We start from the raw sequence: 15,658 nt of genomic DNA, 5'->3' as shown, positions 1-15,658 counted from the left end.
TGGTTAACACCAGGTAAACGGCACCTTCACCCGTTAACCCTGTCCGCGCAACGCAAACCCTTCATTAAGGTTAATTTCCACACGGGTCCCGCCGCGGGCAAGCCTTGCAAGCCCGCCCAAGGCGTGGAATGAGCAGCGACCATTTCCTCGCCCGCCCCGGTTCCCATGCTCGCCATCTTCGAAAGCATCCTTCCCGTCTTCCTGCTCGTCGTGCTGGGGGTTTTTCTCAAGCGCTGGCGGCTGATCGACCGCGACATGTGGAACGGGCTCGAGCAGCTCGGTTTCTTCGTGCTCTTTCCATGCCTGCTCTTCACGACGCTCGCCAAGGCCGAGTTTTCCGGCATCGCCGCCGGCAGCGTGGCGCTCGGCTCCATCGGCTCGCTGAGCTTCATCGCGCTGCTGCTGGCGCTCGCCTGGCCGCTCTTTCGCGCCGCCGGCGTCTCGGGTGCCGCCTATACCTCGGTCTACCAGACCTCGACGCGCTGGAACGCCTTCATCGCGCTTGCCATCGCCGAAAAGCTCTACGGGCCGGAAAGCCTTGCGCTGGTCGCGCTGGTCGCCACGCTGATCATCATCCCGATCAACCTCTACAATATCGGCATTCTCGTCTGGTTCGGCGGCGGCACGCGCAGCCTCAGGACATTCGCGCAGAAAATCGTCACCAATCCGATGATCATCGGCTCGGTGCTCGGCGTCACCATCAACCTTCTGGAAATCCCGGTCTACGCGCCGCTGATGCAGGCGGCGGAACTCGTCGCCGGCACCTCGCTCAGCCTCGGCCTGATCATGGTCGGTGCCGGGCTGAAGCTTGCCGATGCGCTGAAACCCCGGCCGCTGGCGCTGCTGCCGGTCGCCTTGAAGCTCGTGTTCATGCCGCTGGTCATGACGGCGGCCGCCTATGTCCTCGGCATGCGCGGCGAGCCGCTGCTGACGATCGCCATGGGGGCGAGCGTGCCGACGGCGATGAACGGCTATGTGCTGGCCAAGCAGATGGGCGGCGACGCGCCGCTTTATGCCGCCGTCGCCACGCTGCAGACGATCGCCTCGTTCTTCACGATCCCGGTCGTGCTGGCCGCGACCGCCTACCTTGCCGGCGGATAGAGCAGGTCGACGATATAGGCCGAATCGAAGCGCGAATCGAGCATGCCGTAGGTCGAACGCCAGCCCGAGGCGAGGCGCGTCTCGAGGAAGGCATCGGCGATGCGGCCGGCACCGGCGCGGTAGAGCTCGGCCGCGGCGGCGGCAAGCGCCAGCTGCTCGACCAGCATGCGGGCCGCCCCCTCGTCGCGCTCGCAGAGCGACAGCGCCGCGCGCAGCACGTCGGCCGTCTTCTTGCCGGCCGGGCCGAGATCGCGGGCAAGCCCGGCGAACAGCATCTCGAACAGGTCCCTGCCCCGGCCGATGACGCGCATCAGGTCGAGCGCCATGACATTGCCCGAGCCTTCCCAGATCGCGTTGACCGGCGCCTCCCGGTAATGCCGGGCGATCGGCCGCTCCTCGACATAGCCGCTGCCGCCGATGCACTCCATCGCCTCGTAGATGAGAGCGGGCGCGATCTTGCAGCACCAGTATTTCGTCACCGGCGTCATGATGCGGGCATAGGCGGCATCCTCGGCGCTGTCGCGCGCCTTGTCGAAGGCCTCCGCCAGGCGCAGGGAGAGCGCGGTCGCGGCTGCGACGTCGAGCGCCATGTCGGCAAGCACGCGCGTCATGATCGGCTGGGCGACCAGCGGCTTGCCGAAGACGGTGCGGCCACGCGTATGGTGCACGGCTTCTGCGAGCGAGGCGCGCATGATGCCGGAGGAGGCCAGCGCGCAGTCGAGCCGCGTCAGCGTCACCATGTCGAGGATGGTGCGGATGCCGGCATCGGGCGTGCCGAGCAGGAAGCCGAAGGTTTCGGAGAACTCGACCTCCGAGGAGGCGTTGGAGCGGTTGCCGACCTTGTCCTTCAGGCGCTGGAAGCGCAGGCCGTTGCTGGAGCCGTCCTCCAGGAGGCGCGGCACGAGGAAGCAGCCGACGCCCTCGCGCGTCTGGGCGAGCATGACGAAACCGTCGCTCATCGGCGCCGACATGAACCATTTGTGGCCGGAAAGCCGGTAGATGCCCTCCCCGACGCGCTCGGCGGTGGAGGTGTTGGCGCGCACATCCGTGCCGCCCTGCTTTTCCGTCATGCCCATGCCGATGGTGACGGCGCTCTTCTGCATGGCGGGCTTGTTGGTGCTGTCATACTTGCGCGACAGGATCTTCCGGCCCCATTCGCGCTGCACCTGCGGCGAGACGGAAAGGGCCGCGACCGAGGCGCTCGTCATGGTCAGCGGGCAGAGATGGCCGCATTCGAGCTGGGCGGTCAGGTAGAAGCGCACCGCGCGCGCCTTGTGCGCCCTGCCCTTCTCGTCCGGCACATTCTCCCACAGCGAGGAATGCAGGCCGCTCGCCATGGAGCGGCGCATCAGCGCGTGCCAGGCGGGGTGGTAGTCGACGACGTCGAGGCGCTCGCCGCGCGGGCCGTGGGTGCGCAGCTGCGGCACGCCCTCGTTCGCCATACGGGCGAGTTCCTGCGCTTCCGGCGAGGTCACGGAACGGCCGATCGCGTCGAACTCGTCGCGCAGGCCCTTCGGCATGGCGTCGGTGGCATCGACCAGCAGTGGGTCGGAGCGATAGGCGTTGATGCCCGACCAGAGCGGCGGCTGGTTGAGATCGGCGAGTTTCTGTTCGGTCGTCTTGTCGCGAGTCATGAGCGGGTTCTAGCCCAAGTCGCGGCGGGGCGAAACGGGGCCTTGCGGCCGCCGGCGCCCCGGGCTTCACAAAAGCGTGGGAATGCGCGGCCTTGCCGCCGCTTCGCCTTGCCGCGGGGGAACCGACCCTCTATAGACCCCGCGTATCCACGACAGTTGAGGCGGAGTTTCATGGACTTCTTTCCGCATCGCCACCTTCTCGGCATTAAGGGCCTGACGGAGCAGGAGATCACGCACCTGCTCGACCGCGCCGACGAGGCGGTGAAAATCTCCCGGCAGCGGGAGAAGAAAACGTCGACCCTCCGGGGCCTGACGCAGATCAACCTGTTCTTCGAAGCCTCCACCCGCACGCAATCCTCCTTCGAGCTTGCCGGAAAACGCCTCGGCGCCGACGTGATGAACATGTCGGTCGGCAATTCCTCGGTGAAGAAGGGCGAGACGCTGATCGATACGGCGATGACGCTGAACGCCATGCACCCGGACGTGCTGGTCGTGCGCCACTCCTCCGCCGGTGCCGCCGCGCTGCTGGCGCAGAAAGTCTCCTGCTCGGTGGTCAATGCCGGCGACGGCCAGCACGAGCATCCGACCCAGGCCCTGCTCGACGCGCTGACCATCCGCCGCGCCAAGGGCAAGCTCTCGCGCATCATCGTCGCGATCTGCGGCGATGTGCTGCATTCGCGCGTCGCCCGCTCGAACATCCTGCTGCTCAACGCCATGGGCGCGCGCGTGCGCGTCGTCGCGCCTGCGACGCTTCTTCCTTCCGGCATCGCCGACATGGGCGCGGAGGTCTACCACTCCATGGAGGAAGGCCTGAAGGATGCCGACGTCGTGATGATGCTGCGCCTGCAGCGCGAGCGCATGTCCGGCGCCTTCGTGCCCTCGGTGCGCGAATATTTCCACTATTACGGGCTCGACGCGGAAAAGCTCAAGGCGGCGAAGGAGGATGCGCTCGTCATGCATCCCGGGCCGATGAACCGCGGCGTGGAGATCGCCTCCGAGATCGCCGACGGGCCGCAGAGCGTCATCGAGCAGCAGGTCGAGATGGGCGTCGCCGTCCGCATGGCCGTGATGGAAACGCTTCTCGTTTCGCAGAACCAGGGTGTCCGCGCATGACCCGCACCACCGTCCTGAAAAACCTCCGCATCCTCGACCCCTCGCGCAACCTGGACGAAAAGGGCTCCATCGTCATCGAGAACGGCAGGATCGCCGCCATCGGCAGCGGCGCGCAGAACCAGGGCGCACCGGAAGGCGCCGAGATCGTCGACGGTCGCGGCCTCATCGCCGCCCCCGGCCTCGTCGATGCCCGCGTCTTTGTCGGCGAACCCGGCGCCGAACACCGCGAGACGATCGAATCGGCCTCCCGTGCGGCGGCCGCCGGCGGCGTCACCACCTTCATCACCATGCCGGACACCGATCCCGTCATCGACGACATCGCGCTCGTCGAATTCGTGCTGAAGAACGCCCGCGACAAGGCCATCGTCAACATCCACCCCGCCGCGGCCCTCACCAAGGGGCTTGCCGGCGAGGAGATGACCGAATTCGGCCTCCTGAAGGACGCCGGCGCCGTCGCCTTCACCAACGGCCGCAACCCGATGCACAATGCGCAGGTGCTGCGCCGGGCCATGACCTATGCCCGCGAATTCGGCAGCGTCATCGCGCTCGAAACCCGCGACAAGTATCTCGGCGCCGGCGGCGTGATGAACGAGGGGCTGCTCGCAAGCTGGCTCGGCCTTTCCGGCAGCCCGCGCGAGGCCGAACTGATCCCGCTCGAACGGGACCTGCGCATCGCCGGCCTGACGCGCGGCAAATACCATGCGGCGCAGATCTCCGTGCCGGAATCGGCCGAAGCGGTGAAGCGCGCGAAGGAGCGCGGCGCGGACGTCACCTGCGGCATCTCGATCAACCACCTGACGCTGAACGAGAACGACATCGGCGAATACCGCACCTTCTTCAAGCTCTCCCCGCCGCTGCGCGGCGAGGACGACCGCAAGGCCATGGTCGACGCACTCGCCCGCGGCGAGATCGACATCATCGTTTCCTCGCACGACCCGCAGGACGTCGACACCAAGCGCCTGCCCTTCGCGGACGCGGCCGATGGCGCGATCGGCCTCGAGACCATGCTGGCGGCGGCGCTCAGGCTGCATCACAGCGGCGAGGTTCCGCTGATGCGGCTCCTCGATGCGCTCTCGACACGGCCGGCGCAGATCTTCGGCCTTGACGCCGGCACGCTTTCGCCCGGCGCGCGCGCCGACATCGTGCTGATCGATCCCGACGAGCCCTGGCTCGCCACCAAGGACCGCTTCGTCTCGCGCTCGAAGAACACGCCCTTCGAAGATGCCCGCTTTACGGGACGCGCGATTAGCACCTATGTTGCCGGCGAACGGGTGTATTCGCTGGACTGAAAGGGACATCGGTCCGGCGGAGAGCGTGGATCCTCGGGTCGAGCCCGAGGATGACGGAAGAAGGAAGATCGGAAGACGTTGAGAAACGTTGCCCCTGCCGGACCGTTTGATGGGGTCGGTAGCACCTCCCCTCTCCGTCATCCTCGGGCTCGACCCGAGGATCCACGCCCCGCATGCAGACATTGGAACGGGGGAACTGACGTGTCCGACATCTTCACCTGGCAGCTCGGCGTCCTGCCGACGCTCGCCGCCCTCGCCTTCGGCTATCTCCTCGGCTCCATCCCCTTCGGCCTGATCCTCACCCGCATGGCCGGGCTCGGCGACGTGCGCCAGATCGGCTCCGGCAATATCGGCGCGACGAACGTGCTGCGCACCGGCAACAGGAAACTCGCCGCGGCGACCCTGCTGCTCGACGCCCTAAAGGGCACGGCCGCCACCGCCATCGCCTCGCGCTGGGGGCTCGATGCCGGCCTTACGGCGGGCCTTGCCGCCTTCCTCGGCCATCTCTTTCCCGTCTGGCTCGGCTTCAAGGGCGGCAAGGGGGTCGCGACCTATGTCGGCCTGCTGCTCGGCCTCGTGCCTGTCATGCTCGCCGTCTTCGCCGCCGTGTGGGTCGGCGTCGCCTATCTGACGCGCTATTCGTCCCTCTCCGCCCTGGTTGCAACCATCGTATCTCCGGTTGTATTGTGGTTTCTCGGCCACGAGAAGGTGGCGCTGCTGTTCGCCCTCCTCACGGTGATCACCTGGTGGAAGCACAGCGCCAATATCAGCCGCCTGCTCGGCGGCACGGAAAGCAAGATCGGCAGCAAGGGATAGAGATGGACGAGCGCAGCGCAACGACGAGGGGAATTGCGCTGACGGACCGACAGAGGATCGCCTGGCTGCGGCTCATCCGCAGCGACAATGTCGGGCCGGTCACCTTTCGCGAGCTCATCAACCATTTCGGCAGCGCCGAAGCGGCGCTGGACATGGTGCCGGAACTTTCCCGCCGTGGCGGCGCGTCGCGCAGCATCCGCGTCGCCAGCAGGGCCGAGGCCGAACGCGAGCTGGAAATCGCCGAACGGCACGGCGCGGCCTTCGTCGGCATCGGCGAGCCGGACTATCCGCCGCTGCTGCGCCAGATCGACGGCGCGCCGCCGCTTCTCGCCGTCAAGGGAAACCGGACCGCTGCCGCGGCACCGGGCGTCGGCATCGTCGGCGCGCGCAACGCCTCGATTTCCGGCGTGAAATTCGCCGGCCTGCTGGCGCGCGAGATCGGCCGCTCGGGCTATTCCATCGTTTCCGGCCTTGCCCGCGGCATCGACACGGCCGCCCACCGCGCCAGCCTCGATACCGGCACGATCGCGGCCATGGCCGGCGGCCTCGACAAGCCCTATCCGCCGGAAAACATCGGCCTGCTGGCGGAACTCACCGAGGGACAGGGCCTTGCCGTCAGCGAGATGCCGTTCGGCTGGGAGCCCCGCGCCCGGGACTTTCCCCGCCGCAACCGGCTGATCGCCGGCATGTCGCTGGGCCTGGTGGTGGTGGAGGCGGCGGTGCGCTCCGGCTCGCTGATCACCGCGCGCAACGCGGCGGATTTCGGCCGGCTGGTCTTCGCCGTGCCCGGCTCGCCGCTCGATCCGCGCTGCGAGGGCACGAACGGCCTGCTCAAGGACGGCGCGACGATCGTGACGGCACCGGAGGATGTGCTGGAGGGGCTGCGGCCGCTCTGCGAACCCGACCTCTTCACCCCGCGCCCGGGGGCCGGCGAACCCGCGGAGGACGTGCCGCCGACCCTCAGGCTGCCGCCGAGCGACGGCGAACGGGAGCGCATCGCGGAGGCGCTGAGCCAGGTGCCGGCCGAGATCGACGAGATCATCCGCCATACCGGCATCGCGGCGGCGAGCGTCTACCTCGTCCTCCTAGAACTTGATCTTGCCGGCCGGCTTCAGCGGCATGCCGACGGCCGGGTCTCGATGAGCCCGGACTGAAAGCGGCCGCAGGCCGGCCAGGATATCCCCCGCCTCCACATAGGCCATCTCGATGAAATAGCGCAGCATGTCGGCGCCCTCGTTGTGCGCGACCGTGCGCAACTCGCCCAACATCTGACGTGTGTAGGCGATGTTCTCCTCTGCGGTATGCGGCGGAAGCGCGGGCTTGGAAGGTTTCGAGTTCATAGCTTTTCCGTTGTCCCAGGGATTTCAGAATCACCGTTAGGTTGCAATTCCTACGCCCAGAAGACGATACAATGATTATCCATAATTGCAACACCTGAATTATATCGCATAGGTTGCATTTCAGCGTATATGACTTGCATCTATAAGTGCAACATCTAAATTATCTCGTTTTGGTTGCAACTCGTTGTATCCCACTAATTTCACCCCTACCTCTTGACCCGGACGCTTTGTCTGTTCATGTCGAGACACGACTTTCCGGCGCAAGAGCGCCCTTTCGCCGCGCATTCCCGCGCGCGCTCCCGGTATCAGAGAAATGACGATGAATGTTGTAGTTGTGGAATCGCCCGCCAAGGCCAAGACGATCAACAAGTATCTCGGCCCCGGCTACAAGGTGCTTGCCTCCTTCGGCCATGTGCGCGATCTGCCCGCCAAGGACGGCTCCGTGCGCCCGGACGAGGATTTCGAGATGTCCTGGGAAGTGGACAGCGCCTCGGCCAAGCGCATCAAGGACATTGCCGACGCGATGAAGTCCTCCGATGGCCTCATTCTCGCGACCGACCCGGATCGCGAAGGCGAGGCCATCTCCTGGCACGTGCTCGATGTCTTGAAGAAGAAGCGCGTGATCGGCGACAAGCCGGTCAAGCGCGTCGTCTTTAACGCCATCACCAAGTCGGCCGTGCTCGACGCCATGCGCAACCCGCGCGACATCGACATCTCGCTGGTCGACGCCTATCTCGCCCGCCGCGCGCTCGACTATCTCGTCGGCTTCAACCTTTCGCCCGTGCTGTGGCGCAAGCTGCCGGGCGCCCGCTCGGCCGGCCGCGTGCAATCGGTGGCGCTGCGCCTCGTCTGCGACCGCGAAGCCGAAATCGAGCGTTTCGTCTCGGAAGAATACTGGAACCTCTCCGCCCTCTTGAAGACCCCGCGCGGCGACGAGTTCGAGGCCCGCCTCGTTTCGGCGGAGGGCAAACGCCTCCAGGCGCGGTCGATCGGCAATGGCGAGGAGGCGAACCGCCTCAAGGCGCTGCTCGACGGCGCGGCCTACCGCGTCGAAAGCGTCGAGGCCAAGCCCACCAAGCGCAATCCCGCACCGCCCTTCACCACCTCGACGCTGCAGCAGGCCGCCTCCTCCAAGCTCGGCTTCTCGGCATCGCGCACCATGCAGGTCGCGCAGAAGCTGTATGAGGGCATCGACATCGGCGGCGAGACGGTCGGTCTCATCACCTATATGCGTACCGATGGCGTGCAGATGGCGCCGGAGGCGATCGACGCCGCCCGGCGTGCCGTCGCCAGCCAGTTCGGCGAGCGCTACGTGCCGGAAAAGCCCCGCTTCTATTCCACCAAGGCGAAGAACGCCCAGGAAGCGCACGAGGCGATCCGCCCGACCTCCTTCGACCGCACGCCCGACCAGGTGAAACGCTATCTCGATCCCGACCAGCTGAGGCTCTACGACCTCGTCTGGAAGCGCGGCATCGCCAGCCAGATGGCCTCCGCCGAGATCGAGCGCACGACGGTCGAGATCGAGGCGGACAATGGCGGGCGCAAGGCGGGCCTGCGCGCCACCGGCTCGGTCATCCGCTTCGATGGCTTCATCGCCGCCTATACCGACCAGAAGGAAGACGGCGAGCAATCGGACGACGGCGAGGATGGCGGCCGCCTGCCGGAGATCAATGCGAAGGAAACGGTCACCAAGCAGAAGGTGAACGCCACCCAGCATTTCACCGAGCCGCCGCCGCGCTATTCGGAAGCCTCGCTCATCAAGAAGATGGAGGAGCTCGGCATCGGCCGCCCGTCGACCTATGCCGCGACGCTCGCCACGCTGCGCGACCGCGAATACATCGTCATCGACAAGCGCAAGCTGATCCCGGAAGCCAAGGGCCGTCTCGTCACCGCCTTCCTGGAAAGCTTCTTCACGCGCTATGTCGAATATGACTTCACGGCGGACCTCGAGGAAAAGCTCGACAAGATCTCGGCCGGCGAGCTCGACTGGAAGCAGGTCCTGCGCGATTTCTGGAAGGATTTCTTCGCGCAGATCGAGGATACCAAGGAGCTGCGCGTCACCAATGTGCTCGACGCGCTCAACGAAGAGCTGGCGCCGCTCGTCTTCCCCAAGCGCGAGGACGGCAGCGATCCGCGCATCTGCCAGGTCTGCGGCACCGGCAAGCTCTCGCTGAAGCTCGGCAAGTTCGGCGCCTTCGTCGGCTGCTCGAACTATCCGGAATGCAACTATACCCGCCAGCTTTCCGCCGACAACGGCTCGGATGCGGACGCCGCCGCCTCCAACGAGCCGCAGAACCTCGGCAAGGACCCGCATACCGGCGAGGACATCACGCTGCGCACCGGCCGCTTCGGCCCCTATGTGCAGCGCGGCGACGGCAAGGAGGCCAAGCGCGCCAGCCTGCCGAAGGGCTGGACGCCGGCGAGCATCGACCACGAGAAGGCGCTTGCCCTGCTCTCGCTGCCGCGCGATATCGGCCAGCATCCGGAAACCGGCAAGATGATCTCCGCCGGCATCGGCCGCTACGGCCCGTTCCTGCTGCACGACGGCGGCTATGCCAACCTCGAAAGCGTCGAGGACGTCTTCTCGATCGGCCTCAACCGCGCCGTCTCGGTGATCGCCGACAAGCAGTCCAAGGGTCCCGGCGGCCGCTCGCGCGGCACACCCGCTGCGCTGAAGACGCTCGGCGACCATCCCGACGGCGGCCCCGTCACCGTGCGGGACGGCAAGTACGGCCCCTATGTGAACTGGGGCAAGGTCAACGCGACGCTGCCGAAGGGCAAGGCCGCCGACAGCGTCACGCTGGAGGAGGCGCTCGTGCTGATCGCCGACAAGGCCGGCAAGACGCCCATCAAGGGCAAGGCCAAGGCGACGAAGACCACCAAGGCGGCAAAATCCGACGATGCCAAGGCCGCAAAGCCGAAGGCGGCGCCCAAGGCCAAGGCCGCATCCAAGGCAAAGAAGGCCTGACGGCATGACGAGAGAACCACGCAGCCGGGCAGGACAATCCAAGCGGCCCGGCCGCGCGGGCCGTGACGTGCCGCCGGCAGACAACATCCCGATCATCCATGGCGTCATCCCGCCGCGCGACGTGCTGCTGCGCTTCATCGCCGAGCATCCGGAGCAGGCATCGAAACGCGAGATCGCCAAGGCCTTCGGCCTGAAGGGCGAGGCGCGCGTGGAACTGAAGGCGCTCCTGAAATCCTTCGAGGAGGACGGGCTCCTGGAGAAGCGGCGCAAGTCGCTCGTCCGCCCCGGCGCCTTGCCGCCCGTCACCGTTCTCGACATCACGACGCGCGATATCGACGGCGAGCTGATCGGCCGCCCGGCGGAATGGCTTGACGATGCGGGCGTCGCGCCTGCCGTGCTGATCCGCCAGTCGGGCGGCGTGCGCAGGGACAAGGCGCCCGTCGCCGGTCTCGGCGACCGCGTTCTGGCGAAGATCTTCCCGGCGAAGGAGCGCGGCGGTCCGGCCTATACGGCGCGGGTCATCAAGGTTCTCGACAAGAAGAAGAATTCCGGCATGGGCGTCTTCCGCGCCATGGCGGGCGGCGGCGGGCGCATCATGCCGATCGACCGGCGCGGCGAGGAGATGGACGTCGACGCGGAGTTCACGGCAGGCGCCAGGGACGGCGACCTCGTGGAGATCGATGTCGTGCGCATGGGCCGCTACGGCCTGCCGCGCGCGCAGATCAAGGGCGTGATCGGCTCCGTCGCCTCGGAAAAGGCGATCTCGATGATCGCCATCCATTCCCACGGCATCCCCTATATCTTCTCCGACGCGGTGATCCGCGAGGCGGAGGCCGCAGGGCCCGCGACCATGGCGCACCGCGAGGACTGGCGCAGCCTGCCGCTCATCACCATCGACCCGGCCGACGCCAAGGACCACGACGACGCCGTCTTCGCCGAGCCGGATCCCTCCCCGGACAATCCGGGCGGCGTGATCGTCACCGTCGCCATCGCCGATGTCAGCTACTATGTGCGGCCGAAATCGGCGCTCGACCGCGAGGCGCTGAAGCGCGGCAACTCGGTCTATTTCCCGGACCGCGTGGTGCCCATGCTGCCGGAGCGCATTTCCAACGACCTCTGCTCGCTGAAGGAAGGCGTCGACCGCCCGGCGCTCGCCGTGCGCATGGTCTTCTCGCATGAAGGCCGCAAGGCAAGCCACACCTTCCATCGCATCATGATGAAGAGCGCGGCAAAGCTCTCCTACCAGCAGGCGCAGGCTGCCATCGACGGCGCGGCCGACGACAAGACCGGTACGATCCTCGAGACGATCCTGAAGCCGCTGTGGGACGCCTACCGGATCATGACGGTCGGCCTGAACCGCCGCCAGCCGCTCGAGCTCGACATGCCCGAGCGCAAGATCCTCCTGAAGGAGGACGGCACCGTCGACCGGGTCTTCGTGCCGCCGCGGCTCGATGCGCACAAGCTCATCGAGGAGATGATGATCCAGGCGAACGTCTCGGCCGCCGAGACGCTGGAGAAGAAGAGGCAGGTCCTCGTCTACCGTGTGCACGACGCGCCCTCGCTCGCCAAGCAGGAGGTGCTGCGCGAGTTCCTGCAGACGCTCGACATCACGCTGGTGAAGGGCGGCAGCATGCGCTCCAACCATTTCAATGGCGTGCTTTCGAAAGCCAAGGACAAGCCCTTCGAGCAGATGGTGAACGAGATGGTGCTGCGCTCGCAGAGCCAGGCGATCTACAGCCCGGAAAACATCGGCCATTTCGGGCTCAACCTGATGCGGTACGCCCATTTCACCTCGCCGATCCGCCGCTACGCGGACCTCATCGTGCACCGGGCGCTGGTGGGCTCGCTCGGGCTCGGCGAAGGCGGCATCACGCCGGACGAGGAGGCCGCGCTGGACGACATTTCCGCGGAAATCTCGACCTTCGAGCGCCGTGCCATGGCGGCCGAGCGCGATACGGTCGACCGGCTGATCGCCCATCACCTTGCCGGGCGCATCGGCGAAGAGTTCGACGGCCGCGTCTCGGGCGTCACCAAGGCGGGACTTTTTGTCACCCTGCCGGAGTATGGTGCCGACGGTTTCGTGCCTATATCTATGCTCGGACGCGACTATTACATCTATGACGAGGCGCATCAGGCGCTTTCCGGCGAGAAGACCGGGCTCGGCTATCGCCTCGGCGACACGGTGCGCGTCAAGCTCGCGGAAGCGGTGCCGCTGGCCGGCTCTCTCCGGTTCGACATGATCAGCGAGGGACGCAAGATGCCGACGGCGGTGCGCTCCTTCCACAAGTCGGGCCGGCGCAAGGATGGCGCCTCGCGCCGCCAGCCGGGCACGCGCCCGCCGCGCGGAAGACGCTGAGCGCCGCAGCAGGAAGAAAACAGCCGGAGAAGGCGCCGGCGGGAAGGACATGGACATGCAGGCGAACGACACCAACGGCGGCATGCAGCATTTCGGCGACAACCCGGCCGACACGCCTGCGGAACGCCCGCTCGGCCGTGCCATCAAGCGCGGCATGCTGAACCGCTGCCCGGCCTGCGGTTCCGGCCGCCTGTTCAAGTCCTTCGTCAAGCCCGTCGATCACTGCGCGGCCTGCGGCGAGGACTATACGCACCAGCGCGCCGACGACCTGCCGCCCTATCTCGTCATCACCATCGTCGGTCATGTCGTGCTCGGCGGCTACATGGCGACGGACCTCGTCTGGCCGCTCACCACCTGGCAGCATCTGGCCATCTGGGCGCCGATCACCGTCATCCTCTCGCTTCTTTTGCTCCAGCCGATCAAGGGCGGCGCCATCGGCCTGCAATGGGCGCTGAAGATGCACGGCTTCGGCGCCAAGCCGGAAGAAACCGAAGCGGAAACCACGTCCGCCTACGGCGACCGGACGGCATGACGCCCGTCCGGCCCGTCGATGCAGCCTCGATCCTGCTCCTCGACCGGTCTGGCGAGGGCATGCGCGTGCTCGTCGGCCGGCGCAGCAGCAAGCACGTCTTCATGCCGGACGTCTATGTCTTTCCCGGCGGACGGCGCGATGCGGGCGACCGCCTCGTTCCCGTCGCCAATCCGCTGAACCCGCAGGCCTGCGAGCGGCTGGCGCTGCGCAGCGGCACGCGCTGTTCCGATTCGCGCCTGCGCGCCCTCGGCGTGGCGGCGCTGCGCGAACTCTACGAGGAAGCCGGCATTTCCGTCGGTACGCCGCTTGCCGAACCGGCGCCGAGCGCCCTGCCCTTCCGTCCCGACCTCTCCGGCCTCAGGTTCCTCGCCCGCGCCATCACGCCGGCCGGCATGGTGCGGCGGTTCGACACGCGCTTTTTCACGCTCTTCACCGACGAGGCGGGCGTCGATCCGGCCGGCGCGACGGCGAGCCACGAGCTGGAAGACCTGCGCTGGGTCGATATTTTTGACCACAAGGGCATCGAGATGCCCGACATAACCGTATTGATCCTTGAAGAGCTTCGAAAAAGCCTTCAGGAAGACAAGTCTCTGCCCTTCGGAAGAGCCGTGCCGCTGTACCACACCCAGCGCGGGCGCCTCCTTCGGGACCTTCTTTGAGGATCGACCGCATATGACGCAGCCGCAATCCGGCACCTCCGGCCCGGTGGACAGCATCCACTGGCGGTCTCTCATTGCAGCCGTCGCCGCCATTTCCGCCGTCGGCATCGCGATCGGCCTCGGCCTTCCGCTGCTCTCGATCATCATGGAAAAGCGTGGCATCTCCTCCACGCTCATCGGCATCAATTCCGCCATGGCCGGTATCGCCGCCATGGTCGCCGCGCCTTTCACCACGCGCCTTGCGCATGCCTGCGGCACCTCGACCACCATGCTGGGCGCCATCCTGCTTGCGGCCGTCAGCGGCCTCGGCTTCTACTACATCCAGAATTTCTGGCTGTGGTTTCCGCTCCGCCTTGTCTTCCACGGCGCGATCACCACGCTCTTCATCCTCTCGGAGTTCTGGATCAACGCCGCCGCCCCGCCCCGGCGGCGCGGCCTGGTGCTCGGCATCTACGCCACGGTTCTCTCGCTCGGCTTCGCCACGGGGCCCCTGCTCTTCTCGCTCCTCGGCAGCGACGGCGTGCTGCCCTTCGCGGTGGGCGCGGGCATCATCCTGCTTGCCGCCGCCCCCATCTTCATTGCGCGCGGCGAAAGCCCGATCATCGACGAGAAGCCGGAGCTGCATTTCATGCGCTACATCCTTCTCGTGCCGACGGCGACGGCGGCAGTCTTCATCTTCGGCGCGGTGGAAGTGGGCGGGCTCTCGCTCCTGCCCATCTATGCGACGCGCGCCGGCTTCAGCGAGCCCCAGGCGGCCCTGCTGCTCACCGTCATGGGCATCGGCAACATGGCGTTCCAGATCCCGCTCGGCATGCTCTCCGACCGCATGAAGGACCGCAGGCGCCTGCTGACCATCATGGCGGTCATCGGCCTTGTCGGCGCCCTCTGCCTGCCCCTCATCGCGCACAGCTGGGTGCTGATGGCCGCCGTGCTGCTGCTGTGGGGCGGCTGCGTCGCCGGCCTCTACACGGTGGGCCTCAGCCACCTCGGCTCGCGCCTGCACGGGGCGGACCTTGCAGCCGCCAATGCCGCCTTCATCTTCTGCTATGCGGTGGGCACCGTCGTCGGTCCGCAGGCGATCGGCGCGGCGATGGACGTTTCCGGCAATGACGGTTTTGCCTGGGCGATCGTCGCCTTCTTCGGGTTTTACCTCGTACTTTCGCTCGCCCGGATGGTTTTCCGGCCGAAACAGGCTTGACTTTTCGGGCGCGATTTGTAGTTTCCGCCCAGATTTAAGCCGTGGAGCAGACTGGCTGTCCGCGGCTTCGTTTTTCATAAAGGCAGGACGACCATGGCCAAGGCTACCACCATCAAGATCAAGCTGCTGTCGACGGCCGACACCGGTTTCTTCTACGTAACCACGAAGAACAGCCGTACGATGACGGAAAAGATGACCAAGACGAAGTACGACCCGGTCGTCAAGAAGCACGTCGAATTCAAGGAAACCAAGATCAAGTAATCTTGGGAGCCATTGCGGTTCGCAAAGGCGCTGGACGGAAACGTCCGGCGCCTTTTCTTTTGGCTGCGGGCCGGCGCCCCGTTCTGGTCTCCGAATCAAAAACGCCGCTCCCGTGAAGGGAGCGGCGTTGAACGGGGGTCGACCAATTATGACAACGGCACGAGGATTCCGTATTTGTCATAACCGGTCGACCGACCCCACGACCCAGGAGATGCGGCGGACCTAGCATCATGGGGTAACCGGTTGTGTGGGCTTGTTTGCCACCCATGAGTTGAGCATCGCGCGAAAAAGAAAAAAAATCAACGAATTCTTAACGCTCCCCCGACGCCTCGTTGTCTCATAGTTAATCGCGGTGGGGACAAGTGTGCCAAGGAGCACCGGTTTCGTCATG

The 15,658-nt window shown here is 66.3% G+C and carries 13 protein-coding genes; 11 read left to right on the top strand and 2 right to left on the bottom strand.

What is annotated here, in order from left to right; all coding sequences use genetic code 11:
- Positions 1 to 165 precede the first annotated feature (165 nt).
- Positions 166 to 1,101: an AEC family transporter gene (locus tag AABF56_RS04940; protein ID WP_272805113.1), complete on the top strand. Its 936-nt coding sequence runs from the start codon at positions 166 to 168 to the stop codon at positions 1,099 to 1,101.
- Here AABF56_RS04940 and AABF56_RS04935 read toward each other — a convergent pair.
- Positions 1,083 to 2,735 carry an acyl-CoA dehydrogenase family protein gene (locus AABF56_RS04935; protein WP_244765798.1) on the bottom strand — a complete coding sequence of 551 codons (1,653 nt, stop codon included), beginning with the start codon at positions 2,733 to 2,735 and terminating at the stop codon, positions 1,083 to 1,085. The genes AABF56_RS04940 and AABF56_RS04935 overlap by 19 nt on opposite strands.
- Positions 2,736 to 2,906: 171 nt before the next feature.
- Between AABF56_RS04935 and AABF56_RS04930 the strand changes: the two genes are divergently transcribed.
- From AABF56_RS04930 to dprA, 4 genes are all read left to right on the top strand, one after another.
- Positions 2,907 to 3,848 carry an aspartate carbamoyltransferase catalytic subunit gene (locus tag AABF56_RS04930; RefSeq protein ID WP_244765799.1) on the top strand — a complete coding sequence of 314 codons (942 nt, stop codon included), beginning with the start codon at positions 2,907 to 2,909 and terminating at the stop codon, positions 3,846 to 3,848.
- The gene (locus tag AABF56_RS04925; protein WP_272805112.1) at positions 3,845 to 5,137 is read left to right on the top strand and encodes a dihydroorotase; all 1,293 of its coding nucleotides are present in this window, start codon (positions 3,845 to 3,847) and stop codon (positions 5,135 to 5,137) included. The genes AABF56_RS04930 and AABF56_RS04925 overlap by 4 nt, the downstream gene beginning before the upstream one ends.
- Positions 5,138 to 5,347: 210 nt before the next feature.
- The gene (plsY, locus tag AABF56_RS04920; protein WP_272807439.1) at positions 5,348 to 5,953 is read left to right on the top strand and encodes a glycerol-3-phosphate 1-O-acyltransferase PlsY; all 606 of its coding nucleotides are present in this window, start codon (positions 5,348 to 5,350) and stop codon (positions 5,951 to 5,953) included.
- A gap of 2 nt (positions 5,954 to 5,955) precedes the next feature.
- Complete coding sequence (dprA, locus tag AABF56_RS04915; RefSeq protein WP_272805111.1) at positions 5,956 to 7,107, top strand: DNA-processing protein DprA; 1,152 nt, start codon at positions 5,956 to 5,958, stop codon at positions 7,105 to 7,107.
- Here dprA and AABF56_RS04910 read toward each other — a convergent pair.
- Positions 7,039 to 7,293, bottom strand: coding sequence for a hypothetical protein (locus tag AABF56_RS04910; protein ID WP_272805110.1), 255 nt, complete (start codon positions 7,291 to 7,293; stop codon positions 7,039 to 7,041). The two genes, dprA and AABF56_RS04910, sit on opposite strands and share 69 nt — an antisense overlap.
- 319 nt (positions 7,294 to 7,612) lie before the next feature.
- Here AABF56_RS04910 and topA point away from each other — a divergent pair, with 319 nt between their 5' ends.
- The 6 genes from topA (at position 7,613) to rpmG (ending at position 15,267) form a co-directional block, all read left to right on the top strand.
- The gene (gene topA, locus AABF56_RS04905; RefSeq protein ID WP_272805109.1) at positions 7,613 to 10,261 is read left to right on the top strand and encodes a type I DNA topoisomerase; all 2,649 of its coding nucleotides are present in this window, start codon (positions 7,613 to 7,615) and stop codon (positions 10,259 to 10,261) included.
- Between the two features lie 4 nt (positions 10,262 to 10,265).
- Positions 10,266 to 12,617 (top strand): ribonuclease R, encoded by a 2,352-nt coding sequence (gene rnr, locus AABF56_RS04900; protein WP_272805108.1) that lies wholly within the window; start codon positions 10,266 to 10,268, stop codon positions 12,615 to 12,617.
- 82 nt (positions 12,618 to 12,699) lie between these two features.
- Complete coding sequence (locus AABF56_RS04895; protein ID WP_272807438.1) at positions 12,700 to 13,149, top strand: DUF983 domain-containing protein; 450 nt, start codon at positions 12,700 to 12,702, stop codon at positions 13,147 to 13,149.
- Complete coding sequence (locus AABF56_RS04890) at positions 13,146 to 13,808, top strand: NUDIX hydrolase (RefSeq protein ID WP_244765805.1); 663 nt, start codon at positions 13,146 to 13,148, stop codon at positions 13,806 to 13,808. Before AABF56_RS04895 ends, AABF56_RS04890 begins: the two co-directional genes overlap by 4 nt.
- 13 nt (positions 13,809 to 13,821) lie before the next feature.
- Positions 13,822 to 15,006, top strand: coding sequence for an MFS transporter (locus tag AABF56_RS04885; RefSeq protein WP_244765806.1), 1,185 nt, complete (start codon positions 13,822 to 13,824; stop codon positions 15,004 to 15,006).
- A 93-nt stretch (positions 15,007 to 15,099) separates the two neighbouring features.
- Positions 15,100 to 15,267 (top strand): 50S ribosomal protein L33, encoded by a 168-nt coding sequence (rpmG, locus tag AABF56_RS04880; protein ID WP_034795357.1) that lies wholly within the window; start codon positions 15,100 to 15,102, stop codon positions 15,265 to 15,267.
- The last annotated feature ends 391 nt before the right edge of the window (positions 15,268 to 15,658 follow it).

The organism is Shinella sp. WSC3-e, assembly GCF_945994535.1.
Classification (GTDB): Bacteria; Pseudomonadota; Alphaproteobacteria; order Rhizobiales; family Rhizobiaceae; genus Shinella; species Shinella yambaruensis.
Note: the sequence above shows the minus strand (reverse complement) of the source record. Positions and strands in the feature narration are given on the sequence as shown.

Coding starts and splice junctions, on each gene's coding strand:
- AABF56_RS04895 (WP_272807438.1), top strand. CDS start 12,700: ATGCAGCATTTCGGCGACAACCCGGCCGACACGCCTGCGGAACGCCCG.
- dprA (WP_272805111.1), top strand. CDS start 5,956: ATGGACGAGCGCAGCGCAACGACGAGGGGAATTGCGCTGACGGACCGA.
- AABF56_RS04910 (WP_272805110.1), bottom strand. CDS start 7,293: ATGAACTCGAAACCTTCCAAGCCCGCGCTTCCGCCGCATACCGCAGAG.
- topA (WP_272805109.1), top strand. CDS start 7,613: ATGAATGTTGTAGTTGTGGAATCGCCCGCCAAGGCCAAGACGATCAAC.
- AABF56_RS04935 (WP_244765798.1), bottom strand. CDS start 2,735: ATGACTCGCGACAAGACGACCGAACAGAAACTCGCCGATCTCAACCAG.
- rpmG (WP_034795357.1), top strand. CDS start 15,100: ATGGCCAAGGCTACCACCATCAAGATCAAGCTGCTGTCGACGGCCGAC.
- AABF56_RS04940 (WP_272805113.1), top strand. CDS start 166: ATGCTCGCCATCTTCGAAAGCATCCTTCCCGTCTTCCTGCTCGTCGTG.
- AABF56_RS04890 (WP_244765805.1), top strand. CDS start 13,146: ATGACGCCCGTCCGGCCCGTCGATGCAGCCTCGATCCTGCTCCTCGAC.
- AABF56_RS04885 (WP_244765806.1), top strand. CDS start 13,822: ATGACGCAGCCGCAATCCGGCACCTCCGGCCCGGTGGACAGCATCCAC.
- rnr (WP_272805108.1), top strand. CDS start 10,266: ATGACGAGAGAACCACGCAGCCGGGCAGGACAATCCAAGCGGCCCGGC.
- AABF56_RS04930 (WP_244765799.1), top strand. CDS start 2,907: ATGGACTTCTTTCCGCATCGCCACCTTCTCGGCATTAAGGGCCTGACG.
- AABF56_RS04925 (WP_272805112.1), top strand. CDS start 3,845: ATGACCCGCACCACCGTCCTGAAAAACCTCCGCATCCTCGACCCCTCG.